Annotated in this window: 21 protein-coding genes; 4 read left to right on the forward strand and 17 right to left on the reverse strand. The window is 68.3% G+C overall.

Annotation, left to right across the window (positions count from 1 at the left end; all coding sequences use genetic code 11):
* Nucleotides 1-14 precede the first annotated feature (14 nt).
* The 12 genes from ACNI14_RS00960 to rpmE all read right to left on the reverse strand — a co-directional run bounded on the left by ACNI14_RS00960 (nt 15) and on the right by rpmE (nt 9,840).
* Nucleotides 15-908: a F0F1 ATP synthase subunit gamma gene (locus ACNI14_RS00960; protein ID WP_420518059.1), complete on the reverse strand. Its 894-nt coding sequence runs from the start codon at nt 906-908 to the stop codon at nt 15-17.
* 6 nt (nt 909-914) lie between these two features.
* Nucleotides 915-2,549, reverse strand: coding sequence for a F0F1 ATP synthase subunit alpha (gene atpA, locus ACNI14_RS00965; protein WP_420518060.1), 1,635 nt, complete (start codon nt 2,547-2,549; stop codon nt 915-917).
* Between the two features lie 45 nt (nt 2,550-2,594).
* Nucleotides 2,595-3,407 carry a F0F1 ATP synthase subunit delta gene (locus ACNI14_RS00970; RefSeq protein WP_420518061.1) on the reverse strand — a complete coding sequence of 271 codons (813 nt, stop codon included), beginning with the start codon at nt 3,405-3,407 and terminating at the stop codon, nt 2,595-2,597.
* A gap of 5 nt (nt 3,408-3,412) precedes the next feature.
* Nucleotides 3,413-3,982, reverse strand: a complete 570-nt coding sequence (locus ACNI14_RS00975; RefSeq protein ID WP_420518062.1) for a F0F1 ATP synthase subunit B — start codon at nt 3,980-3,982, stop codon at nt 3,413-3,415.
* Entirely contained in the window at nt 3,982-4,212 is a 231-nt protein-coding gene (locus ACNI14_RS00980; RefSeq protein ID WP_420518063.1) for an ATP synthase F0 subunit C, read from the reverse strand. Before ACNI14_RS00980 ends, ACNI14_RS00975 begins: the two co-directional genes overlap by 1 nt.
* Before the next feature lie 53 nt (nt 4,213-4,265).
* A complete protein-coding gene (gene atpB, locus ACNI14_RS00985; protein ID WP_420518064.1) occupies nt 4,266-5,135 on the reverse strand; it encodes a F0F1 ATP synthase subunit A in 870 nt (289 codons plus the stop codon).
* Between the two features lie 86 nt (nt 5,136-5,221).
* Nucleotides 5,222-5,638: a Cg1360 family ATP-synthase-associated protein gene (locus tag ACNI14_RS00990; RefSeq protein WP_420518065.1), complete on the reverse strand. Its 417-nt coding sequence runs from the start codon at nt 5,636-5,638 to the stop codon at nt 5,222-5,224.
* The gene (locus ACNI14_RS00995) at nt 5,639-6,946 is read right to left on the reverse strand and encodes an MraY family glycosyltransferase (protein WP_420518066.1); all 1,308 of its coding nucleotides are present in this window, start codon (nt 6,944-6,946) and stop codon (nt 5,639-5,641) included. It abuts the gene before it with no gap.
* On the reverse strand, nt 6,943-7,626 hold the full coding sequence (locus tag ACNI14_RS01000) for an L-threonylcarbamoyladenylate synthase (protein WP_420518416.1): 684 nt from the start codon (nt 7,624-7,626) through the stop codon (nt 6,943-6,945). The genes ACNI14_RS00995 and ACNI14_RS01000 overlap by 4 nt, the downstream gene beginning before the upstream one ends.
* A 4-nt stretch (nt 7,627-7,630) precedes the next feature.
* Entirely contained in the window at nt 7,631-8,527 is an 897-nt protein-coding gene (gene prmC, locus ACNI14_RS01005; protein ID WP_420518067.1) for a peptide chain release factor N(5)-glutamine methyltransferase, read from the reverse strand.
* On the reverse strand, nt 8,527-9,612 hold the full coding sequence (prfA, locus tag ACNI14_RS01010; protein ID WP_420518068.1) for a peptide chain release factor 1: 1,086 nt from the start codon (nt 9,610-9,612) through the stop codon (nt 8,527-8,529). The genes prmC and prfA overlap by 1 nt, the downstream gene beginning before the upstream one ends.
* A gap of 21 nt (nt 9,613-9,633) precedes the next feature.
* Nucleotides 9,634-9,840 (reverse strand): 50S ribosomal protein L31, encoded by a 207-nt coding sequence (gene rpmE, locus ACNI14_RS01015; protein WP_420518069.1) that lies wholly within the window; start codon nt 9,838-9,840, stop codon nt 9,634-9,636.
* A 253-nt stretch (nt 9,841-10,093) separates the two neighbouring features.
* Between rpmE and ACNI14_RS01020 the strand changes: the two genes are divergently transcribed.
* Nucleotides 10,094-11,026, forward strand: coding sequence for a DUF559 domain-containing protein (locus ACNI14_RS01020; RefSeq protein ID WP_420518070.1), 933 nt, complete (start codon nt 10,094-10,096; stop codon nt 11,024-11,026).
* A gap of 151 nt (nt 11,027-11,177) precedes the next feature.
* Here the strand turns inward: ACNI14_RS01020 and rho are convergent, their stop codons facing one another.
* The gene (rho, locus tag ACNI14_RS01025; protein ID WP_420518417.1) at nt 11,178-13,046 is read right to left on the reverse strand and encodes a transcription termination factor Rho; all 1,869 of its coding nucleotides are present in this window, start codon (nt 13,044-13,046) and stop codon (nt 11,178-11,180) included.
* 408 nt (nt 13,047-13,454) lie between these two features.
* Here rho and ACNI14_RS01030 point away from each other — a divergent pair, with 408 nt between their 5' ends.
* Nucleotides 13,455-14,654: an ROK family transcriptional regulator gene (locus tag ACNI14_RS01030; protein WP_420518071.1), complete on the forward strand. Its 1,200-nt coding sequence runs from the start codon at nt 13,455-13,457 to the stop codon at nt 14,652-14,654.
* Nucleotides 14,655-14,762: 108 nt separating this feature from the next.
* On the opposite strand, the gene ACNI14_RS01035 is transcribed toward ACNI14_RS01030, so the two are convergent.
* The 3 genes from ACNI14_RS01035 to ACNI14_RS01045 all read right to left on the reverse strand — a co-directional run bounded on the left by ACNI14_RS01035 (nt 14,763) and on the right by ACNI14_RS01045 (nt 18,137).
* Nucleotides 14,763-15,764 carry a sugar phosphate isomerase/epimerase family protein gene (locus tag ACNI14_RS01035; protein ID WP_420518072.1) on the reverse strand — a complete coding sequence of 334 codons (1,002 nt, stop codon included), beginning with the start codon at nt 15,762-15,764 and terminating at the stop codon, nt 14,763-14,765.
* Between the two features lie 37 nt (nt 15,765-15,801).
* A complete protein-coding gene (locus ACNI14_RS01040; protein WP_420518073.1) occupies nt 15,802-16,965 on the reverse strand; it encodes a Gfo/Idh/MocA family protein in 1,164 nt (387 codons plus the stop codon).
* Between the two features lie 92 nt (nt 16,966-17,057).
* Nucleotides 17,058-18,137, reverse strand: coding sequence for a substrate-binding domain-containing protein (locus tag ACNI14_RS01045; RefSeq protein WP_420518074.1), 1,080 nt, complete (start codon nt 18,135-18,137; stop codon nt 17,058-17,060).
* Between the two features lie 283 nt (nt 18,138-18,420).
* Between ACNI14_RS01045 and ACNI14_RS01050 the strand changes: the two genes are divergently transcribed.
* A complete protein-coding gene (locus tag ACNI14_RS01050) occupies nt 18,421-19,941 on the forward strand; it encodes a sugar ABC transporter ATP-binding protein (protein WP_420518075.1) in 1,521 nt (506 codons plus the stop codon).
* Nucleotides 19,938-20,957: an ABC transporter permease gene (locus tag ACNI14_RS01055; RefSeq protein ID WP_420518076.1), complete on the forward strand. Its 1,020-nt coding sequence runs from the start codon at nt 19,938-19,940 to the stop codon at nt 20,955-20,957. Before ACNI14_RS01050 ends, ACNI14_RS01055 begins: the two co-directional genes overlap by 4 nt.
* Before the next feature lie 88 nt (nt 20,958-21,045).
* On the opposite strand, the gene ACNI14_RS01060 is transcribed toward ACNI14_RS01055, so the two are convergent.
* Nucleotides 21,046-22,980 carry an ABC transporter ATP-binding protein gene (locus tag ACNI14_RS01060; RefSeq protein ID WP_420518418.1) on the reverse strand — a complete coding sequence of 645 codons (1,935 nt, stop codon included), beginning with the start codon at nt 22,978-22,980 and terminating at the stop codon, nt 21,046-21,048.
* Between the last annotated feature and the right edge of the window lie 9 nt (nt 22,981-22,989).

Raw genomic sequence — 22,989 nt, forward strand, 5'->3', positions numbered from 1 at the left:
TGTCTCGCTTCCGATCACGAGGCCGCGAGCGCATCGGCGCCCGAGACGATCTCGCTGATTTCCTGGGTGATCTCGGACTGGCGCGCCGAGTTGGCGAGCCGGGTGTACTGACGAATGATGTCCTCGGCATTGGACACGGCGGTGTTCATCGCACGCTGGCGGCTCGCCAGCTCGGAGGCCGAGGACTGCAGCAGGCAGCTGTACAGGCGCGCCTCGATGTAGCGCGGCAGCAGTGCGTCCAGCACCTCCTCAGGCGAGGGCTCGAACTCGTACAGCGGCTCGACCTCATCCCCGGGCTCGGCCACTCCCTCGACGATCTCCAGCGGCAGCAGGCGGATGACCCGCGGCTCCTGAGAGACCATCGACGTGAAGTGCGTGTAGACGATGTGGATCTCGGAGACGCCGCCGTCCTCGGGCGCCGCCGTGAATGCCTTGTAGAGCGCCTGGGCCATCTCGGTCGCGGTCTCGACATCCGGGGAGTCCGAGCCGCCCGTCCACATGCCCGCCAGCTCGCGCTGACGGAACGTGTAATAGGACACCGCTCGACGGCCCGCCGCAAACTGCACGATCTCGCGGCCGTCGCGCTCGAGGTTCTGACGGAGGCGTTCGGCCGCGCGGATCGCGCTGGCCGAATAGGCTCCCGCCATTCCGCGGTCGGCGCTCACCACGAGCATCGCCACCTTATTGGTGTCGGTGCGCTTGTTGGTGAGCGGGTGGTCGACGTCGGAGTGGATCGACACGGCGCTGATGGCCCGCGTGATCGCCTGCGAATAAGGGGTCGCGGCGGCCACACGGGCGCGTGCCTTACCGATGCGAGAAGCCGCAATCAGCTCCATCGCACGGAAGATCTTCTTCAGCGATTGAGTCGACCGGATCTTCTGCCGGTAGACGCGCTGCTGTCCGCCCATCGGTCCCTACTTCTTCTTCTTCGCGACGATCTGCTCCTGCTCAACTTCAACGTCCTCGCCGGAGGCGGTGGACGAATCGGTGGTGAGCTCGGTGCCCTCAGAGGCGAGGAACGTCGAGAGGTAGTCGTCGACGGCAGCTTCGAGCTCCGCCTCGTTCTCGTCCGACATCTTGCCGGACTCGGCGATGTCGGTCAGCACCGAGGTGCTCCGACGCAGGTGGTCGATCAGCTCGCGCTCGAAGCGCAGCACGTCCGCCACCGGCACCTTGTCGAGCTTGCCCTTGGTACCGGCCCAGATCGACACGACCTGGTCCTCGACCGGGTACGGCGAGTACTGGGGCTGCTTGAGCAGCTCCATGAGTCGCGCACCGCGAGTCAGCTGCTGACGCGATGCCGCGTCGAGGTCGGATGCGAACATCGCGAACGCCTCGAGCGAGCGGTACTGAGCGAGGTCGATCTTCAGCGTTCCCGAGACCTTCTTCATGGCCTTGATCTGCGCCGAGCCGCCGACTCGCGACACCGACACACCGACGTCGATCGCGGGGCGCTGGTTGGCATTGAAGAGGTCGGACTGCAGGAAGATCTGACCGTCGGTGATCGAGATCACGTTGGTGGGGATGTAGGCCGAGACGTCGTTGGCCTTGGTCTCGATGACCGGCAGGCCGGTCATCGAGCCCGCACCCATCTCGTCCGAGAGCTTGGCACAGCGCTCGAGCAGGCGGGAGTGGAGGTAGAACACGTCTCCGGGGTACGCCTCGCGGCCCGGCGGGCGGCGCAGCAGCAGCGACACGGCACGGTAGGCCTCGGCCTGCTTGGACAGGTCGTCGAAGACGATCAGCACGTGCTTGCCCTGGTACATCCAGTGCTGGCCGATGGCCGAGCCGGTGTACGGAGCGAGGTACTTGAAGCCGGCCGGGTCCGATGCGGGAGAGGCGACGATGGTCGTGTACTCGAGAGCACCGGCCTCCTCGAGCGCGCCGCGCACGGCGGCGATGGTCGAGCCCTTCTGGCCGATGGCGACGTAGACGCAGCGCACCTGCTTGCTCGGGTCGCCGGTCTCCCAGTTCTGCTTCTGGTTGATGATCGTGTCGATCGCGATGGCGGTCTTGCCCGTCTGGCGGTCGCCGATGATCAGCTGGCGCTGACCGCGGCCGATCGGGATCATGGCGTCGATCGACTTGAGGCCGGTCTGCAGCGGCTCGTGCACCGACTTGCGCGCCATGACGCCGGGAGCCTGGAGCTCGAGGGCGCGGCGGCCGTCGGTCTCGATGTCGCCGAGCCCGTCGATGGGCGTGCCCAGCGGGTCCACGACGCGGCCGAGGTAGCCATCGCCGACGGCGACGGAGAGAACCTCGCCGGTGCGGTGCACCTCCTGGCCCTCCTCGATGCCGGTGAACTCGCCCAGCACCACGACGCCGATCTCACGGACGTCGAGGTTCAGCGCGAGGCCGAGCGTGCCGTCCTCGAAGCGCAGCAGCTCGTTCGCCATGCAGCCCGGAAGCCCCTCCACCTGGGCGATGCCATCGCCGGCGAGGGTCACGTGACCAACCTCTTCACGCACGAAGCCAGAGGGCTCGTACGACTTCACGTAGCTGTCGAGCGCGTCCCGGATCTCGTCGGGACTGATCGTCAACTCAGCCATGTCTCATCTCTCCTGTCACTACCGCGTTCGCGGCTGTAGTCTTCGCTAGCCGACGAGTCGTCGTCGTGCCTCGTCAAGGCGGCTGAGGACGGTTCCGTCCACCACCTCGGAACCAACCTGAACTCGGATGCCGCCCAGGACCTCGGGGTCCACGGCGACGTTGATCTGCATGTCGCGACCGTACGCCTGCTTGAGGATCTCACCCAGCCGGGTGCGCTGCGCCGCGCTGAGCTCGACGGCTGCGGTGACGTTGGCCACCGACCGTCCGCGCCGGGCGGCGGCGATCTCCAGCAGCGCGTTGATCGCGGGGATGAGCCGCCGTCCGCGCGGCATGCCGACCACTCGCGTCAGCAGCGCCTGGGTCGTGGGCCGCAGCTTGCCGCCCAGCGTGCCCTCGAGCAGCGCCAGGCGCTGCTCCTTGGTCGCCGAGCGGTTGCTCATGGCGACTAGCAGGTCCCGCTCCGCGGTGAGCAGCCGCTCCACACGGAACAGCTCCTCCTCGACCGCCTCGAGCGTCCCCTTGTGCTCCGCGTAGGAGAACACGGCGACCTCGCCCGCGTCATCGATGGACTCCGCGAGATCGTGCTCGCCGGACCACCGGGAGTTGGCGAAGGCAGCGACGACGTCGACGGCTCGCTCATCGAGCGACCCGAACAGCCGCTTCACCAGCGTGGCCTTGTCGGCACCGGGCCGCGCTGGATCGGTCAGCGCACGCCGCAGCGAGCCCGACTTGTCCAACGTGTCGACCACCGCGAAGAGCTGCTCCGCGATCACAATGCCCTCGTCACCTGCCGCGGTCGCCACGGGCTCGAAGTCCCGAAGCACCGCCGCACGCGAGGCCTGACTGGTTCCGCGCATCGGCGCTATCCCTTCGCCTTGCTGCTGTCCGACACCTGAGCCTCGAGGTCGTCGAGGAAGGAGTCGATGATGCGCTGCTGACGAGCGTCGTCCGCGAGAGACTCACCAACGATGCGGGACGCCAGCTCGGACGCCAGCGATCCCACCTCGCCGCGCAGCGACACGATGGCCTGCTGACGCTCGGCGTCGATCTGCTTGTGAGCCGTCTGCACCAGACGCTGGGCGTCCTCGGCGGCATGCTCGCGCGTCTCCGCGACGATCTGCCCCGCCTCTGCCCGCGCGTCCTCTCGGATGCGCGCCGCCTCGGCACGTGCCTCGGTCAGCTGAGCGGTGTACTCCTCGAGGGCCGCGGCCGCCTCGGCCTGCGCCTTCTCCGCCTTGAGGATGCCGCCCTCGATCGTCTCCGCACGCTCGTCGAGCACCTTCTGGAGCTTGGGGAGCAGCACCTTCATGAAGACGCCGACGACGATCAGGAAGACCACCGACGACCACAGGATGTCGTACGCGGCGGGAATCAGCGGGTTGGGGTACTCACTCTCCCCCGCTGCAACAACGATCACGCTGGCCGGTGTCATTACGTGAAGAGGAATCCGGCGACGAAGCCCAGCAGGGCGAGCACCTCGACGAACGCGACACCGATGAACATGGTGGCGCGCAGCTGGCCGGCGACCTCGGGCTGGCGAGCCATGCCCTCAACCGTCTTGCCGATCAGGATGCCCAGACCGATGCCGGGGCCGAGCGTCGCCAGGCCATAACCGACCGTGGCAATGTTGCCGGAGAGCTCAGCGAGAGTGGTGGTGTCCACTGTGTTTCCTTCCGTTGTAGCAACGCCAGTCCGGCGCCGCAGGTCGTGATGGGTTAGTGCTCTTCCTCGACAGCCATGGTGAGGTACACCGAGGACAGCATGACGAAGACGTAGGCCTGGAGGGCCGACACGAATACTTCGAACAGGGTGAAGGCGAGGCCCGCAAGCAGCGTGACCGAGCCCACTGCCTTCAACGCGAGCGCCGCCTCGAAGAACAGGTACTGGGTCGCGGCGAAGCACAGCACCAGCAGCAGGTGGCCGGCCATCATGTTCGCCGCGAGTCGCAGTGCCAGCGTCGCCGGTCGCAGGATGAACACCTGCAGGAACTCGATGGGCGTCAGCAGGATGTAGATCGGCTTGGGCACGCCCGCGGGGAACAGGCTGGTCTTGAGGTAGCCGCCGAACCCGTGCTGCTTGATGCCCACCGTGAGGTACAGCACGTACACCCACAGCGCCATGATGATCGGCAGGCCGATCAGAGCAGTGCCGGGCATGTTGATGAACGGGATCACGCCGGTGATGTTGAACGTGAAGACCGCGAGGAACAGCGTGGTGAGGAACGGCACGAACCGGCGCGCGTTCTCCTTGCTCATCACCTGCTCGACGATCTGCACGCGCACGAAGTCGAGCAGCATCTCCACGACGGACTGGCCGCGCGTGGGGATCAGGGTGGCGCGCCGGGCCACCAGCCAGAAGATGAGGATGAGGATCGCGGCGGCGATGACGCGCGCCAGCATGATCCTGTTGAACTCGAAGAACGTGCCGTCTCCGAAGAGCGCCGGGGGGAAGAACTCGCCCACAGTTGGGGCGTGGAAGCCGTCCGAGTAGAACAGCCATCCGAAGAAGCCGCTGGCAGAGCCGGACTCGTCGGCAGCGAGCTCGGAAGCGACCTCCGTGGTCGCATCCAGGGCTAGGTTCGCCACAGAATTATCTCCTGATGTCGTGAAGCAAGCGCGGGCTGGCCGCCGAGCACGCCGGGACCGTGATGCCCCAGAATCCTAACGCATACCTACCCGTCATCCGAACTCGGGTCGACATACGGGATCCGCCCCGCGCGCATCGCCCACATATCGATCGCCAGCGTCGCGAACACTCCGGCGAGCGCGAAGCCCGCAAGCAGACCACGGTGGAATCCTTCGATGCTGCCCAGGGCGACCAGCGCGACGACGATGATCAGCATCTTGAGCAGCCACGAGCCGCCGATGTACGCCGCGAGCATGTGCGGCGCCTGGCGGTGGTCAACGAGCATCGCGACCTGCGTGGTGATGCCGGACAGGGCTGCGACCGCGACTCCTGCCTCCGCGGCGAGCACTCCCCCACCACCGGCGACCTGCAGCCCCACGGGGACGGCGGCGATGGCGAGCGCGGCGATGGCGATGATGGTCGCCCGCAGCGCTCGGCGATAGGTGGCGGTCTCTTCGTTCACTTATGTCTCCCTGGGCGGGGCGGTTCGATGGTCGTTGGTCTCGTGGCCGGCGGCCGATGCGGGGGCGGGGCGGTCGCTGGCGTCGCCGTCCGCCTCGGTCGGGTTCTCGTCACTCGTTCCGCCGTGCTCGTCGTGCTCGTCGTGCAGTCGTTCGTGGCCCTCCGGCGTCAGGCGCTGGAGCGGCTTCACTCGTTGGCCCGCCGCTCGCCAGCCGCGCGACAGCGTGCGCCGCAGCGGCGGCGAGAAGGTGAGCAGGCACGACACCACCACCGCGGTGCCGATCAGCACGAAGGCCCCGCGCGCGGGCAGGAACACCAGCGACACGGTGCCGAAGGACAGCACCGCCGTCCACAGGTACAGCACGCTCACCGCCCAGCGGTGCGAATGCCCGGTGCGCAGCAGCACATGGTGCAGGTGGTGGGCGTCGGGCATGAACGGCGACTGGCCCTTGAGCGTGCGCCGGATCACGGCGAGCGTCATGTCCACCAACGGCACCGCGATCACCATCAGCGGCAGCACGATGGGGATGAAGGCCGGGATGGTCTCACGTTCCGACACGACCTCGGGGTCGATCTGGCCCGTCACCACGATGGCGGCGGCGGCGATCGTCAGCCCCAGCACCATCGAGCCCGAATCCCCCATGAAGATGCGAGCCGGGTTGAGGTTGTGGGGCAGGAAGCCCAGACACGCGCCCACCAGCACCGCGAGGATCAGCGTGGCGAGCGACGAGTAGTCGCCGGGGGACGCCGAGCGGGCGAGCACGTACGTGTAGGTGAGGAAGGCGGCGCCGCCGATCGCGACCATTCCCGCCGCGAGACCGTCGAGGCCGTCCACGAAGTTGACGGCGTTCATCGCGACCACGACGACGATGACGGTCGCGGCGAGCGACAGGTACGAGCTGCCGATGGTCAGGCCGGCGATGGGCACGGTGACCAGCTGGACGCCGCTCCACGCCATGATCAGCGCCGCCAGCACCTGCCCCGCGAGCTTGGCCATCCAGTCGAGGTCCCAGATGTCGTCGGCCATGCCCAGCGCGCACACGAGCCCCGCGCCCGCAAGGACTCCCCAGGCCGCGCCGGATGCCTCGAAGACCGGCTGCAGGAACGGGATGTTGTGAGCGATGACGATCCCGGCAGCCAACCCCAGGAAGATCGCGAGGCCGCCGAGCCTGGCGGTGGGGGTGGCGTGCACGTCGCGCTCGCGCACCGCCGTGACCGCACCCACCCTGAACGCCAGGTGCCGCATCGCCGGAGTGGCCGCATACGCGACGATCGCGGCGATCACCATCAGGGTGAGGTAGACCTTCACCCGTCGGTCTCGCCCTCAGCATCGGCCTCGGGTGCGAACGCGTCCGCGCCGGCGATCTCGACGAGCCGCTCGCGGGGCACTCCCCCGTCTCGCACCACGCGCAGCCCCGCGGGGTCGGTGGCGTCGACGATGGTCGACGCGGTGCCCAGCGGGCTGTCGCCGCCGTCGAGGTAGACCGCGACGGCATCACCCAGCTGCGCTCGAGCGCCCTCGGCGGTGGTCGCGGCCGGCTGGCCCGTGAGATTGGCGCTCGTCACCGCCAGGGGCCCGGTGCGCTTCAGCAGCGCGAGCGCGGCGGCGTGGTCGGGCTGGCGCAGCGCGACCGTCCCGTGGGTCTCGCCCAGGTCCCACGCCAAGGATGGCTGCGCGTGCACGATCACCGTCAGCGCGCCCGGCCACAGCTGCTCCATCAGGGCGCGGGCGGGGGCGGGCACGTCGCGCGCGAGCCCGTCGACCGTGCGCACGTCAGGGATCAGCACGGGCGGAGGCATCTGGCGCCCGCGGCCCTTCGCGGCCAGCACCGCGGCGACCGCCGCCGGCTGGAACGCATCGGCGCCCACGCCGTACACGGTGTCCGTCGGCAGCACGACCACCGCGCCGCGCTGGACGGCATCGACGGCCGCGTCCAGGCTCGGGCCCCATGTGGCGGGGTCAAAGCAGGGGTAGATCACGGGGTCCAGTGTCTCAGACGCCCACACGAGTGGCGATGAGCATGCGGTCGCGTCCGTTCAAGTCCTGCTCGGTGCGCGCGTCGGCCCAGAACTCGGAGCGCCCCACGAAGGCCCTCAAGGCGGGCCCCTGTTCGTCGCCATGCTCCATGATCAGCGTGCCGCCCACCCGCAGCAGTCGGGCCGCCTCGTCGATGATGGCCCGGGGCAGGTCCAGGCCGTCCTTGCCGAGTCCGTACAGCGCCTCGGGCGGGTCGTAGTCGCGCACCTCGGGGTCGCGGGGCACCCCGTCGGGCGGGATGTACGGCGGGTTCGCCACGACCACGTCGGCGCAGCCGTCGAACAGGTGCAGGCAGCGGCGCGCGTCGCCGAGCACGGTGCGCACCCGGGGCCGCACGTCGGCCGGCATGAACCGGGCGTTCAGGCGCAGGTACACCAGCGCGCCCTCGCTCGCCTCGAGCATGGTGACCTCTGCGTTCTCGACCTCGCTCGCAACCGAGAGGCCGATCGCCCCCGAGCCCGCGCACAGGTCGGTCACCCGCACCCGTCCGTCACGTCCCGGGTTGGCCGCGCGGGCCGCGTCGATGGCGGCCTGCGCGACCGTCTCGGTCTCGGGGCGCGGGATGAACACCCCGTCACCCACCTGGAGCTCGAGGTGTCGGAAGTGCGCGGTGCCGGTGATGTGCTGCAGCGGCTCGCGGCCGGCGCGGCGCTCCACGCGGGCCTCGAGGAGCTCGAAGTCGAGCGGGTCCTCGGGCCAGTGATCGTCACGGGCCGCCGCAGTGCGGACCGCGCTGCGCGACCAGCCGAACGTATGCGCAATGAGCGCGACCGCATCGGCCTCAGGGGAAGGCACCCCGGCCTCCGCCAACCGTGCCGCGATGCCGCGCAGGCGCGCGCCGACGCTGGGCATCAACCCTCGTGCGCTTCGAGTCGGGCGGCCTCATCCGCGTCGATCGCCGACTGCACCACGGGCCCCAGCTCGCCGGACAGCACGTGATCGAGGTTGTACGCCTTGTAACCCGTGCGATGATCCGCGATGCGGTTCTCCGGGTAGTTGTAGGTGCGGATCCGCTCGGAGCGGTCCACCGTGCGAATCTGGGACTTGCGGATGTCCTGGGCCTCCGCATCGGCCGCCTCCTTCTGGGCGGCGAGCAGGCGCGCGCGCAGGATCCGCATCGCGGATTCCTTGTTCTGGAGCTGGCTCTTCTCGTTCTGGCAGCTCACGACGATTCCCGTGGGCTCGTGCGTGAGGCGGACGGCGGAGTCGGTGGTGTTGACCGACTGGCCCCCCGGTCCCGAGGAGCGGTACACGTCGACGCGCACATCGTTCATGTCGATCTCCACCTCCTCCACGGTCTCGACCTCCGGGTAGACCAGCACGCCCGCGGCGGAGGTGTGGATGCGGCCCTGCGACTCGGTCGCGGGCACGCGCTGGACGCGGTGGACGCCACCCTCGTACTTGAGGTGCGCCCACACGCCGTTCTCGGGGTCGACCGTGCCCTTGGCCTTGATGGCGACGGAGATGTCCTTGAAGCCGCCCATGTCGGTCGGGGTGGCCTCGAGGACCTCGGCCTTCCAGTCGCGCGACTCCGCGAACTTGAGGTACATCTTCAGCAGGTCGCCCGCGAACAGCGCGGATTCCTCCCCGCCCTCACCGGACTTGATCTCGAGGATCACATCGCGCGAGTCGTCGGGGTCGCGCGGGATGAGGATGCGGCGGAGCCTTTCGGTCGCCTCGTCGGCCGCCTTCTCGAGAGCGGGAACCTCGGCGGCGAACTCGGGGTCCGCATCGGCCATGCCGCGCGCGGCTTCGAGGTCCTCCTGGGCCGATTCCCAGGCGCGGTGGGCGGCGACGACGCGGCCGAGCTCCGCAAAGCGACGACCGAGTTTGCGCGCGCGCCCGGCGTCCGCATGGACGTCAGGTTGCGAGAGCTGGTGCTCGATGTCGGCGTACTCGTCCAGCAGAGGCAGGACGGCAGCGAAGGCTTCGGCCACGTCGTCGTGAGGCTTGTCGGACTACTTGTTCCCGTAGCGCTTCTCGAAGCGGGCCACGCGGCCGCCGGTGTCGAGAATCTTCTGCTTGCCGGTGTAGAACGGGTGGCACGCCGAGCAGACCTCGACGCTGATCGCGCCGGACTTCACGGTTGACTTGGTCTCGAACGTGCTGCCGCAGGTGCACGTGACAGTGGTGGCCACGTACTCGGGGTGAATGTCCTTCTTCATGGTGCTCCCTTGATGTTGCCTCCGGGTCCTCGCGCGTACTTCGCGGTCGGTGAACCGGACGGCCAGCGCTCTATTCTGCCATGCCCACGCCTGCGGGGCGACCCCTCCGTGCACCCGGTGAGGTGCTCAGTGCCCGAAATCGCCGATTCTGGGCACTGAGCACCTCGCCAGGGGGTGGCGCGTGACCTGGGCTATCCACAGACCGCGACCGCTGAGGCTCCTCGACCGCCGCACGGCTGGTGGGATGCGAAGCATGCGACCTCTACCGAAGCCCGGCACGCGCGTGCACTCCCTGGCGGCCTTCCTCGACGGCTCGGCGCACGCCTTCGCCCGGAACGAGTTGATCCGCACGTGGTCGCGCCGACAGCTCGACGCGGCCGTGGCCGCCGGCACCGTGACCCGGCTGCTCACGGGCGTCTACTGCGGCACCGCTCACGCCCTCAGGCCCGTGGTGAGGAGCGAGGCGCTTCACCTGTGGCACCCCGCGGGCGCGGTGACGGGCGCGGGCGCTCTTCACCTGTACGAGCCCCGGCTCCCTGCGCCCGCGCGCTTGGACTACCTCGTCGCGACAGGTCAGCGTCGTGCGACGCCTCCATGGGTCACGCTCCATCAGACCGTGCCGGCAAGCGGGCGGATCATCGCTCAGGGGGCCGTGTGCGCCGAGATGCCGCGAGCGCTGCTCGACGCGTGGCGGTTCGCTCCCCCGGCGCATCGGCGCAACCTCCTGTACGAGGCGCTGTGGGCACGGGTATGCAGTTGGCGAACGCTCGCACGCGAGGTGGAGCGCGCGCCACGGGTGGCCGGTCGCAGGGATCTCGTGAAGGTGCTCGGATGGTTCGCTGAGGGGGCGACCACGCCGCTCGAGGTGCGCGCCAAGCACGAGACGTTCGCCGATGCGCGCTTTCGCGATATCGAGTGGCAGGCAGAGCTGCGGCTGGGTCCGCGCCGGGTGGTGGCCGACATGCTGCATCGCGCGGCCATGGTGGTCGTCGAGCTGGACGGCGACCGCTATCACTCGACGCGCGAGGCACGGGATGGGGATCGCGAGCGTCAGAACGACCTCACAGCCGCGGGCTACGTCACCATCCGGCTCGGGTGGGACGACATCGTGCGGCGCCCTGAGAGGAGCCGCCGACGGGTCCTGACCGTCGTCGCCGGGCGTCTCGAGCGCGCTGCGAGGTCCTGAGTGCCCAGAAGTCGCGATTTCGGGCACTGAGGACCTCATGGGGGGCGGGGCGGGCGGGAACGGGCAGGAGGAAGGCGGCCGATGCGGGGGCCGGGAACGCAGCAGGGCCGGGCCGCTTGCGCGACCCGGCCCAGCTGGCTAGCGGTTGAGGCTACTTGGTGATGATGCCGTCGTCGTCCTTGCCAGGCGTCGTCTTGGCGACCTGCATCATGAATTCGGCGTTGGTCTTGTTCTCCTTGAGCTTGCCCAGGAGCAGCTCCGTCGCGGCGATCGGCTCGAGGGCCGAGAGCACCCGGCGCAGCTTCCACATCACCTTGAGCTCCTCGGTCGAGACCAGGATCTCCTCGCGGCGCGTGCCGGACGAGTTGACGTCCACGGCCGGGAAGATGCGGCGGTCGGCGAGCTGACGCGACAGGCGCAGCTCCATGTTGCCGGTGCCCTTGAACTCCTCGAAGATCACCTCGTCCATCTTGGAGCCGGTGTCCACCAGCGCGGTGGCGAGGATGGTCAGCGAGCCGCCGTGCTCGATGTTGCGCGCGGCGCCGAAGAACTTCTTGGGCGGGTACAGCGCGGCGCTGTCGACACCACCGGAGAGGATCCGGCCCGATGCGGGTGCGGCCAGGTTGTAGGCGCGGCCCAGGCGGGTGATGCCGTCGAGCAGCACCACGACGTCCTGGCCGAGCTCGACCAGGCGCTTGGCGCGCTCGATCGCGAGCTCCGCCACCTGCGTGTGGTCCACTGCCGGGCGGTCGAAGGTCGAGGCGATGACCTCGCCCTTGACGGAGCGCTGGAAGTCGGTGACCTCCTCGGGACGCTCATCCACCAGGACCACCATGAGGTGGACCTCGGGGTTGTTCGCGCTGATGGCGTTCGCGATGGACTGCATCACGAGCGTCTTACCGGCCTTGGGCGGCGACACGATGAGGCCGCGCTGGCCCTTGCCGATGGGGGCGACGATGTCGATCACCCGGTTGGTGAGGTTGCGCGTCTCGGTCTCGAGGTGCAGACGCTCCTGCGGGTACAGCGGCGTGAGGTCGCCGAACTCCTTGCGGGTCTTCGCCTCCTCGGGGCTGACGCCATTGACGGTGTCCACGTTCGCGAGCGCGTTGAACTTCTGACGCTGACCGCGCTCGCCGGGGCGAGGCGGGCGGACGCTGCCGGTGATGGCGTCGCCCTTGCGCAGGCCGTACTTGCGAACCTGGTTCATGGAGACGTAGACGTCCGACTTGCCCGCGAGGTACCCGGTGGTGCGGATGAAGGCGTAGCTGTCGAGCACGTCGACGATGCCGCCCACAGGGCTCAGCTCCTCGTCGTCGCGCGCGTCGTCCTCGTCCGGGCGGCCCTGGGGCTCATTGCCCCCGCCACGCTCGTTGCGCTCGTCGCGATTGCGCCCGCGCCCACGGCCTCGGCCGCGACGGCGGCGCCCACCGCGCTCGTCGTCATCGTCGTTGGAGTTGCCACGGTTGTCATTGCCGCGGTTGTCGTTCCCACGGTTGTCGTTGCGGTCGTTGCGGTCGTTGCGGTCGTTGCCACGGCCGCCACGCCCGTCGTTCTTCGAGGACTCGCCCTTGGACGAATCCGCCTGCGGCGAGCCGGCGGACTGCACGGCCTCGGCGGCCCGACGTGCGCGCTCGTCACGCTCCGCATCGGACTCGCCCTTGCTCTGGCGGTCGCCGCGACCGCGGCGCTGGCCGCCGTCGCGCTGGCCGGAGCCCTGCTGCTGCGGCGACTGGTCGCCGCCCGACTGGGAGGCGTCTGGGTTCGACGACCCGCCGTCCTGGCCGTTGCCGTCGGATTCGGCCTGCGTCGCAGCGGGCTCGTTGCCCGATGACTGCTGTGCCTTGGCGTCGTCGCCTGAGCGCTTGGACTCGCGCGCCGGAGCGTCGGGGGCGGAATCGTCGGACTTCGCCGGAGCGACTCCGCCGTTATTGATCGCTTCCACAAGATCACTCTTTCGCATCTTCTTGACGCCGGAGACTCCGAGCTCGGAGGCGAGTGCCTGCAACTGAGGGAGTTTCATGGCGCTGAGGGCGGCACCCTTATCGGGGCTGGCCACGGTGGTGTCTGTCACTGATGATCCTTCCCTCGCACGAGCCCGTCTGGCTCCTGAACAGTGCGAGATACTCCCAAGCTGCGGGGAATGCGCGTACTCCATCGGCCGCAAACGCCTGAATGCTGTGGGATTGCTGTCCGCCGGGGCCGGTTGCCGTCCGGGGGAAGCTCTTTCAGGCTACCACCGCATGGGCCATGGCCCAAATACCTCCGCGGCCTCGTCGAATCGGCACCCGGCAGCACCCGCGTGCGCATGGTGATTTCTGCCACACGGGCCCGTCGTAACGAGGGTTCCGCCGATCCCCAAACAAAAGATGTCGGCACAAGGGCCAAAAAATGCGTCTCGGACCCAGACCGTCCGATAGGATCGCTCATTATGATCGATCCGCACGGGCAGGAAACGCTCTCGGGTTCCGCACAATCTGAGATCTTCCAGATCCTGCGGGATGGACAGTCGCGCACGCGCGCGGAGTTGGCGACGATGACCGGCCTGGCGCGCTCGACCGTGGCCGCACGCGTCGACTCCCTGCTCCGCGCCGGTCTGATCCGGTCGGTCACCCACGCGGTCTCCACCGGCGGCCGCCCCTCCCGTCAGTTCGCCTTCGATGGCACCCGCCAGGGAGTGCTCGGGGTCGACATCGGCGCCACCCACACCCACATCGGTCTCAGCGACCTGCGGGGGCAGATGCTGCTCGATACGCAGGTGTCGCTCGCGGTCGCGGAGGGACCAGAAGTGGTGCTGAACTGGGTAATCGAGGAAGGGCGACGCCTGCTGGAGCAGCACGGCGTGCCGGGCTTCCTCCATGCGGTCGGGGTAGGACTCCCCGGGCCCGTGGAGCACACCACCGGCCGCCCCATCGACCCGCCCATCATGCCGGGCTGGGACCGCTTCGACGTGCCGGGCGTGCTCTCCTCAGCTTTCGAGGTGGCGACCCTGGTCGACAACGACGTCAATGTGATGGCGGTCGGGGAGCGCAACGACCACTGGCCAGAGGTCGACGATCTTCTCTTCGTGAAGGTGTCGACCGGCATCGGTGCCGGCGTCATCACGGGTGGCAAGGTTCACCGCGGCGCCCAGGGCATCGCGGGAGACATCGGCCACGTGTACATCCCGGGTTCCGACCACATCCCTTGCAGGTGCGGATCCACCGGCTGCCTCGAGGCCGTCGCCGCAGGACCCGCCATCGCCGCCCAGCTGCGGGCGGCGGGCCTTGACGTGTCGAGCTCGCAGGACGTCGCCGTCGCGATCAACCAAGGAAACATCGACGCGGTGCGTGCCGTCCGCGAGGCCGGACGCGTGCTCGGCCACGTCCTCACCACGTGCGTCAGCCTCATCAACCCCGCGGTCATCGTGCTCGGGGGGCCGATCGCGAACGCCGGAGATCACCTGGTCGCGGGCGTGCGCGAGACCATCTACACCCGTTCGACGCCCATCGCCACCGGCAGTCTGCAGATCGTCCGCTCGCGAGGCGGCAACAATGCGGCGGTGTCCGGCGCCTCGTCGATGGCCATTCAGCACGCGCTGTCGGTCGAGAGCGTCGAGGCGATCGTTCGGCGCGAACTCGCCTCCGCCTGAGTCAGCGCAGCTACCCGGCCGAGCGGCCGACCACACGACTCACTCCGTCCGGACACGACAACGGCCCCCGCGCCACAGGCGCGAGGGCCGATGCCCGGAGAACCTTGCTCAGTCCTTGGAGCTGAAGGCCGCGTCGAAGGCCGCATCGGGCGCATCGAACGCATACCGGCGCACGAACTCCAGAGCTTCGGGGGCACCGACCAGGCGGTCCATGCCGGCGTCCTCCCACTCGACGGACAGCGGTCCGTCGTAGCCGATCGCATTGAGCATGCGGAACGAGTCCTCCCACGGCACGTCTCCGTGTCCGGTGGAGATGAAGTCCCAGCCACGCCGCGGGTCCGCCCACGCCAGGTGCGAGGACAGCCGCCCGTTGCGCCCGTTGAGGCGACGCTTGGTGTCCTTGCAGTGCACGTGGTAGATGCGGTCCTGGAAGTCCCACAGGAAGCTGACGGGGTCGAGGTCCTGCCACACCATGTGGCTGGGGTCCCAGTTGAGCCCGAACGACTCGCGGTGCCCGATCGCCTCGAGGGTCTTCTTGGCGGTCCAGTAGTCGTACGCGATCTCGCTCGGGTGAACCTCGAGCGCGTAGCGCACACCCTCGGCCTCGAACACGTCCATGATCGGGTTCCAGCGGTCCGCGAAGTCCTGGTAGCCGTCCTCGACCATGTCGGCGGGGACCGGCGGGAACATGGCCACGGTCTTCCAGATGGACGAACCGGAGAAGCCCACGACGGTGCTGACACCGAGTCGCGACGCCATGCGCGCGGTGTCCTTGACCGCATCGGCCGCACGCTGACGCACGCCCTCGGGATCGCCGTCGCCCCACACCTGCGGAGGCAGGATCTCCTGGTGGCGGCGGTCGATGGGATCGTCGCACACCGCCTGGCTCGTGAGGTGGTTGGAGATCGCCACGATCTTCAGGCCGTGACGCTTCATGAGGTCGAGGCGGCCCTGGACGTACTCGGCGTCGTCCCAGCGACTCACGTCGAGGTGGTCACCCCAGCAGGCCAGCTCGAGGCCGTCATAGCCCCATTCGGATGCGAGCTTCGCCACCTCTTCGAGGGGAAGGTCCGCCCACTGTCCGGTGAAAAGACTGATTGGTCGTGCCATGTCTTGTTCCTTTCCTCAGTGCTATCCGCGGCGCTGCTCAGGCCGCGGTCCATGCGCTGCCGGCATCGGCGCTGCGCTCCACCGCTCCGAGCACGCGCTGGACCTGGTATCCGTCCGCGAAGGACGGGGTCGGCTGGGTGCCGGACGAGATCGCCTCCACGAGGTCCTTGACCTGGTGAGAGAATCCGTGCTCGTAGCCGAGCATGTGCCCCGGGGGCCACCACGCCGCCATGTACGGGTGGTCGGCCTCGGTGACGTAGATGCGGGTGAAGCCCTGCTCCGTCCCCGGAGCGGTCGCGTCGTAGTACTGAACCGCGTTCATGTCCTCGAGGTCGAACAGCACGGCACCCTTGTCGCCAGCGACCTCGATGCGCAGCGCGTTCTTGCGGCCGGTCGCGAACCGCGTGGCCTCGAAGGTCCCGAGCGCTCCCGAGTCGAAGCGTCCCGAGAACGCCGCATAGTCGTCCACCGTCACGGGGCCCCGTTCCGAACCGGCCGAGCCGGACAGGCCCTGGCCCGCCGCGAGCACCGGGCGCTCCTTGACGAAGGTCTCCATCACGCCGGACACCTCGGTGAGACTGAGGCCGGTGATGAACTGCGCGAGGTCGACCGCGTGGGCGCCGATGTCGCCAAGCGCTCCCGAGCCCGCCTTCGACTTGTCCATGCGCCACGTCAGCGGCGCCTCGGGGTCAGAGAGCCAGTCCTGCAGGTATTGCGCGCGCACCTGGCGCACCTCGCCGACGGCACCGCGCGCGACCAGGTCACGAGCAAAGCTGGCAGCCGGCACACGCCGGTAGGTGAAGCCCACCATGGCGAGCACTCCCCTGTCGGCGGCCGATGCGGCGGCGTCGGCCATGCGGCGCGCCTCGTCGACGGTGTTGGCCAGGGGCTTCTCGCAGATCACGTGCTTGCCCGCCTCGAGAGCGGCGATGGCCATGTCGCAGTGAAGGTGGCCGGGAGTCACGATGTCGACGACGTCGATGTCGTCGCGAGCGATCACGGCCTCAAAGTCTTGTGACGCCTCAGCCCAGCCCCACTTGCGGGCGAGCGCGGCGTTCTTGTCGGGATCACGGCCGACCATGACGGTCATCTCCGGATCGACCGGCAGGTCGAAGAATCGGGGGGCGGTTCTCCACCCCTGGGAGTGTGCGGCGCCCATGAATCCATTGCCGATCATGGCGACGCGCATCGGCGCGGGCATCTGGCTCTCGCTTTCTCTTGAAGAAGTAGGTCGGAACGCCGTCGAAGCGGTGGCCGCCCCCGGTTGAGGGGACGGCCACCGCTTCTATCGGATCAGGACTCGAATCCGACGCTCATGTAGTCGGCGACGTTGTCCGCCGTGACCACGGGCGCATCGAGGACGATGCGGCGCGGCACGCCGGGCGACGCGAGGTCGCCGAGGTTGGCGTTCTGTCCCAGCAGACGCGCGAGCGCGATGCCGTCAGCGGCCTGAGTCGACGGGTAGATGACCGTCGCCTCGAGGACGCTCTCGCCCGACTCGATCTCACGCATGGCGTTGGCCGAACCGGCGCCACCGACCATGAAGAACTCGTCGCGTCCAGCCTCGTCGATCGCCGCGAGGACGCCGATTCCCTGGTCGTCATCGTGGTTCCAGATCGCGTCGAACTCGGGGTTGGCCGAGAGCAGCTGCGCCGTGACCTCCTGGCCACTGTCGATCGTGAACTCGGCGGCAACACGTGCCGACACGGACAGGCCGCACTCCGACAGGGCGTCGTTGAAGCCCTGCGTACGGTCCGTGGTGAGCTGGAGCGAGTCGATGCCCGCGATCTCACCGATGATGGCGTCGGGGTTGTCGCCCAGACGCTCGCACATGTACTCACCGGCGCTCACGCCCATGCCGTAGTTGTCACCCAGGATGGTGACGCGCGCAGCATCGTTGGAGGAGAACTCACGGTCCACGTTGACGACGGGCACGCCCGCGTTCATCGCGTTGATCGCGGCCTCGGTGAGCGCCGCGCCGTCCGTCGGAAGCAGCACGATCACGTCGACGCCCTCGTTGACGAAGGTCTCGACCTGGCTGATCTGGAGGTTGGCGTCGTTGGTGCCCTCCGCCACGCGAAGGTCGACGTCGTCGTAGGTCTCTGCGAGGTCGAGCGCGGCCGTGTTGATGGCGCCGAGCCAGCCGTGGTCCGCGGCGGGGCCGGAGAAGCCGATGACGACGGTCTCGCCCGAGCCGCCCTCGTTGCCCTCGTTGCCCTCGGGCGCAGTGGTCTCTGCGGTGTCGGTGTCGGTGTCGGTGTCGGTGTCGCCGTTGTCGGCGTCCGAGCTGCAGCCGGCCAACAGAGCCACGCCCGCGAGCGCTGCCCCGGTCGTGGCCAACATCCGCTGTCGCTTGGAGCGGAATGCGTACATGGGTTCCTCCTATTTAGGTCACTGTCGTCATTGCCAGTCCGTAGGGGTCACGCCTGTCGGGATTCGCGTTGCGAGCCGACTCGTTGTCCACGCTGACGTGGCCAAACTAACAGAAGTGACTGACATGTGGGCAACTTCTGCCTTCGACTCGTCATTACGGTTTGGTCACGAAAGACGATTGGGAGCGGCGCCTCGCGCGCGCGCGTTATAGATAAGAGAGACCAGGCCGTTTGGCCCATCCCGGTTACTTCCGACGGCCCTGGCGCTGTGTTATGTTTTTCGCGTGATCGAAGACGACCACCCCGTGTCATTACTCGAGGTTCGGGGCCTCGTGAAGAGTTTCGGCAGCGCGCAAGCGCTCGCAGGAGTCGACCTTGACGTCAGCGAAGGCGAGGTCCACTGTGTCCTCGGCCAGAATGGCGCGGGAAAGTCGACCCTGATCAAGACCCTCTCGGGCGCACATCAGCCCGACGCAGGCGAGATCCGCTGGAAAGGCGAGTCAGTGACGCTCGCTAACCCGGTCGCGGCACTAGAGCTCGGCATCGCCACGATGTACCAAGAGCTCGACGTCGTCAGCGGCCTCTCCATAGCGGAGAACATTTTCCTTGGCCATGAGCTTGCCCGCGGAGGCGTATCCAATCGCCGCGAGGCCGCACGACGCACGCGCGAGCTGATGGAGCGGCTGGGGCACCCCCAGCTCTCTCCGTCGCAAGAGGTAGGCACCCTGTCGCCCGCCAATCAGCAGATCGTCTCCATGGCGCGCGCGCTCTCCCACGACATCAAGCTGATGATCATGGACGAGCCCAGCGCCGTGCTCGACTCCGGAGAGGTGGACAACCTCTTCCGGGTCGTCAAGGAGCTCACCGACCAGGGCATCGCGGTCATCTACATCTCGCACCGCCTCGAGGAGATCGAGCGGATCGGCGATCGCATCACCGTGCTCAAGGACGGTCGCAGCGAGGCGTCGAACCTGCCGGTGGAGGGCACGCCCATCCGCGAGCTGATCTCGCTGATGACGGGATCGGACAGGGAGCACGCGTTCCCTCCGCACGTGCCGCTGGCAGCCGACGCTCCCGTGGTGCTCGAGGTCGACGGCCTGTCGCTCGGAAAGACGTTCTCCGACGTCAGCCTCACCATTCGTGCCGGGGAGATCGTGGGCCTCGCGGGCCTGGTCGGCTCCGGGCGCTCGGAGATTCTCGAGACCATCTACGGTCACCGCAAGGCCACCGCAGGCTCCGTACGGCTCAAGGGCAAGAAGCTTCGCGCTGGGTCGGTCATGGGAGCGGTGGGGGCCCATGTGGGCCTCTCTCCTGAGGAGCGCAAGAGTCAGGGGCTGCTGCTCGAAGAGCCGATCTATCGCAACGCGACCCTGTCGACCTTCGCCCGCTTCGCCAAGAGCGGTCTCCTCAATGAGCCGGCCGAACGCAAAGCCACCGAAGAGCAGATGAAGGCCTTGGAGCTGCGACCTGCGGAGCCCAACCGACTCACCCGCACGCTGTCAGGAGGCAACCAGCAGAAGATCATGCTGGCCCGCTGGCTCATCCACGGCACCGAGGTGCTGCTGCTCGACGAGCCCACTCGCGGAGTCGACGTGGGTGCTCGTATGGAGATCTACGATCTGATCCGCCAGCTCGCTGCGGACGGGACAGCGATTCTCATCGTCTCGTCCGAGATCGAAGAGGTCCTGGGGCTCGCAGATCGCGTCCTCGTCATCGCTGACGGCCGCGTGATCGATGAGAAGCCCGCACAAGAAATCGACGAGCACGGAGTGCTCGACCTGGTCATGAAGGGAAGTGCCGCGTGAGCGAGCAGACCACCACTGAGAGCGACGTCGCCACGACACGTCGCAATCCCATCAAGGAGTTTCTCGCGAGCCCGGCGGGCCGCAGCATGGGCCTTGTGGTCGCGCTGCTGTTGCTGATCGTCATCGGTGCCATCACCGGCGGCGAGAACTTCATGAACATCGACAACATGTTCGTCATCCTGCGGTACGCCTCCGTCATCGGCGTGATGGCGATCGGCATGACGTTCGTCATCACCGGCGGCGGCATCGACCTGTCCGTGGGGTCCGTGCTCGGACTCTCGTCCGTGATCGCCTCGATCGGCGCTCTCCAGACCGCGAGCGAGGGTTTCTGGCCCCTCATGGTGTTCGTGTCGATCGCCGTTGGTGTGATCGCCGGTCTCACCAACGGGCTGATCATCGCGTACGGCAAGGTGGTCGCGTTCATCGCGACGCTCGCCATGCTCGTGGGTGCGCGCGGTCTCGCCGAGCTGATCTCGGGCCGCTCGACACAGGTCGTGAACAACCAGGGCTTCCTCGACTTCTTCCGCGGCGACCTGCTGGGAGTCGACTGGGTCGTGTGGATCTTCCTCATCGTGGCGGTGGCCGGTTGGTTCCTGCTCAATCGCACCACCTTCGGCCGTCGCACGGTCGCGATCGGCGGCAACCCCATCGCGGCCCGCCTCGCCGGCGTCAACGTGAAGCGCCACACCGTGTACCTGTACATCATCGCCGGAGCCTGCGCGGGCATCGCCGCCTTGATCACGCTCTCGCGTACCACCGCAGGCACCTCGACTCACGGTCAGCTCGCCGAGCTGGACGTGATCGCCGCGGTGGTCGTGGGCGGCACGCTGCTGGCTGGTGGACGTGGCACCATCGGCGGCACCGTGCTGGGTGTCCTGCTCTTCGCGGTGCTGATCAACGTCTTCACCCAGAACGACCTGTCCAGCTCGTGGCAGCTGGTGGCCCGTGGCATCATCATCGTCGCGGCGGTCATGCTCCAGCAGCGCCTCGCGAACCGGGAGCCCTCCTCGGCTTAGCTGCAGTTCACCATCGAGAACGGCCGCCGCCCCCTCGTGGGACGGCGGCCGTTTTCGTGTGCGCGGGCCCACGCGGCCGATGCGCGGGCTAGGTTCGGGGGCCGGGCTCGCCTTCCTCGGGACGAGGCACCGCGGCCGCCTCGAAGGCCACGGGGGCACCGCCCGCGGCCACCGCATCGGCCGCCGGGCCGTTCATGTGCTCGGAGCCGTCGAGCCCCGAGGGCTCGTCGACCTCGTCGATGGGGGCGGCGAACTGCGCCTCGTAGAGCTGCGCATACGCGCCGTCTGCCGCGATCAGCTCGGCGTGAGTGCCCTGCTCGACGATGTCGCCGCGCTTCATCACCAGAATCACGTCCGCGTCGCGGATCGTGGACAGCCGGTGCGCGATCACAAAGCTGGTGCGGTCGCGACGCAGTTCGGCCATCGCGTGCTGCACGAGCAGCTCGGTGCGGGTGTCCACCGAACTGGTCGCCTCGTCGAGGATCAGCACGCTCGGCTGCGCCACGAAGGCGCGCGCGATCGTGATGAGCTGGCGCTCCCCCGCGGACACATTGGTGGCGTCGTCGTCGAGCACGGTGTCGTAGCCGTCGGGCAGCGAGTGCACGAACCTGTCCACGTACGCGGCCTTCGCGGCGGCGAGGATGTCCTCGTCGGAGGCGCCGGGTCGCCCGTAGGCGATGTTGTCCCGGATCGTCCCGCCGAACAGCCACGCGTCCTGCAGCACCATCCCGGTGCGTGAGCGCAGATCGTCGCGCGTCATGTGCGCGATGTCGGTGCCGTCGAGAGTGATCCGGCCGCCGTCCAGCTCATAGAACCGCATGATCAGGTTCACGAGCGTGGTCTTGCCCGCTCCCGTCGGCCCCACGATCGCGATCGTCTTTCCCGGCTCGGCCGTGAGCGACAGCCCGGTGATCAGCGGGGACTCGGCGTCGTAGCTGAACCTCACGTCCTCGAACTCGAGCCGTCCGCGGAACTGCTCGGGGGTCTCCGCCGGCTCGCGATCAGGGACCTGGTCATCGGCGTCCAGGAACTCGAACACCCGCTCGGCGGAGGCAGTGCCGGACTGCAGCAGGTTCACCATCGAGCCGAGCTGGCTGAGCGGCTGCTGGAACTGTCGCGAATACTGGATGAACGCCTGAATGTCGCCGAGCGGCAGCGCGCCGCCCGCGACCATGATGCCGCCGATCACGGCGATCGCCACGTAAACCAGGTTCCCCACGAACATCGTCGCCGGCATGATGATCCCGGAGATGAACTGCGCGCCGAAGCTCGCCTCGTACAGCTCGTCGTTCTTGCGGTCGAACTCCGCCTGCGTCTCGCGCTGCCGTCCGAACACCTTCACGAGCGCGTGGCCCGTGTAGGTCTCCTCGATCGATCCATTCAGCTCGCCGGTGTGGCGCCACTGGTCGGCGAACCTTCGCTGCGAGCGCTTGGCGACCTGCGTGACGATCACCACGGTGAGCGGGATCGACACGAGCGCGACCAGTGCCAGCTGGGGCGAGATGACGATCATCATCGCCACGACCCCGACGACGGTCAGCAGCGACGTGAACATCTGGCTCAGCGTCTGCTGCAGGGTCTGGGAGACGTTGTCGATGTCGTTGGTGACGCGGCTCAGCAGGTCACCGCGCTGATGGTGGTCGAAGTAGCTGAGCGGCAGCCGGTGCACCTTCTCCTCGACGTCGGTGCGCAGGCGCAGCACGGTGCGCTGCGTCACGCCGTTGAGGATCCATCCCTGGACCAGCGCCAGCACGGACGACGCCACGTAGATCGCCGCCACCATGATCAGCACGCGATGAAGCCGATCGAAGTCGACCCCCTCGCCGGTGACGAAGCCTTCGTAGATGACCGTCGTGGCCTCGCCGAGCACCTTGGGCCCGACGACGGACAGCGCCACCGACCCCGCTCCCAGCAGCACCACCAGGGCGACCAGCCCGCGCTCGGGCCGCAGGCGCGCTGCGAGCCTCTTGACGGATCCCGTGAAGTCCGAGGCCTTCTCGGCGGGCAGCTGCGGCCCTCCCATCGGGCCGCC

The organism is Demequina pilifera (assembly GCF_048814985.1).
GTDB lineage: Bacteria > Actinomycetota > Actinomycetes > Actinomycetales > Demequinaceae > Demequina.

Excerpts from the sequence above, each read along its gene's own strand:
- ACNI14_RS00970 (WP_420518061.1), bottom strand. The coding sequence starts at position 3,407 with ATGCGCGGAACCAGTCAGGCCTCGCGTGCGGCGGTGCTTCGGGACTTC.
- ACNI14_RS01045 (WP_420518074.1), bottom strand. The coding sequence starts at position 18,137 with ATGTACGCATTCCGCTCCAAGCGACAGCGGATGTTGGCCACGACCGGG.
- prmC (WP_420518067.1), bottom strand. The coding sequence starts at position 8,527 with ATGCCCAGCGTCGGCGCGCGCCTGCGCGGCATCGCGGCACGGTTGGCG.
- ACNI14_RS00960 (WP_420518059.1), bottom strand. The coding sequence starts at position 908 with ATGGGCGGACAGCAGCGCGTCTACCGGCAGAAGATCCGGTCGACTCAA.
- rho (WP_420518417.1), bottom strand. The coding sequence starts at position 13,046 with ATGAAACTCCCTCAGTTGCAGGCACTCGCCTCCGAGCTCGGAGTCTCC.
- rpmE (WP_420518069.1), bottom strand. The coding sequence starts at position 9,840 with ATGAAGAAGGACATTCACCCCGAGTACGTGGCCACCACTGTCACGTGC.
- ACNI14_RS01040 (WP_420518073.1), bottom strand. The coding sequence starts at position 16,965 with ATGCCCGCGCCGATGCGCGTCGCCATGATCGGCAATGGATTCATGGGC.
- ACNI14_RS01035 (WP_420518072.1), bottom strand. The coding sequence starts at position 15,764 with ATGGCACGACCAATCAGTCTTTTCACCGGACAGTGGGCGGACCTTCCC.
- atpA (WP_420518060.1), bottom strand. The coding sequence starts at position 2,549 with ATGGCTGAGTTGACGATCAGTCCCGACGAGATCCGGGACGCGCTCGAC.
- ACNI14_RS00975 (WP_420518062.1), bottom strand. The coding sequence starts at position 3,982 with ATGACACCGGCCAGCGTGATCGTTGTTGCAGCGGGGGAGAGTGAGTAC.
- ACNI14_RS01030 (WP_420518071.1), top strand. The coding sequence starts at position 13,455 with ATGATCGATCCGCACGGGCAGGAAACGCTCTCGGGTTCCGCACAATCT.
- ACNI14_RS01020 (WP_420518070.1), top strand. The coding sequence starts at position 10,094 with ATGCGACCTCTACCGAAGCCCGGCACGCGCGTGCACTCCCTGGCGGCC.
- ACNI14_RS01060 (WP_420518418.1), bottom strand. The coding sequence starts at position 22,980 with ATGGGAGGGCCGCAGCTGCCCGCCGAGAAGGCCTCGGACTTCACGGGA.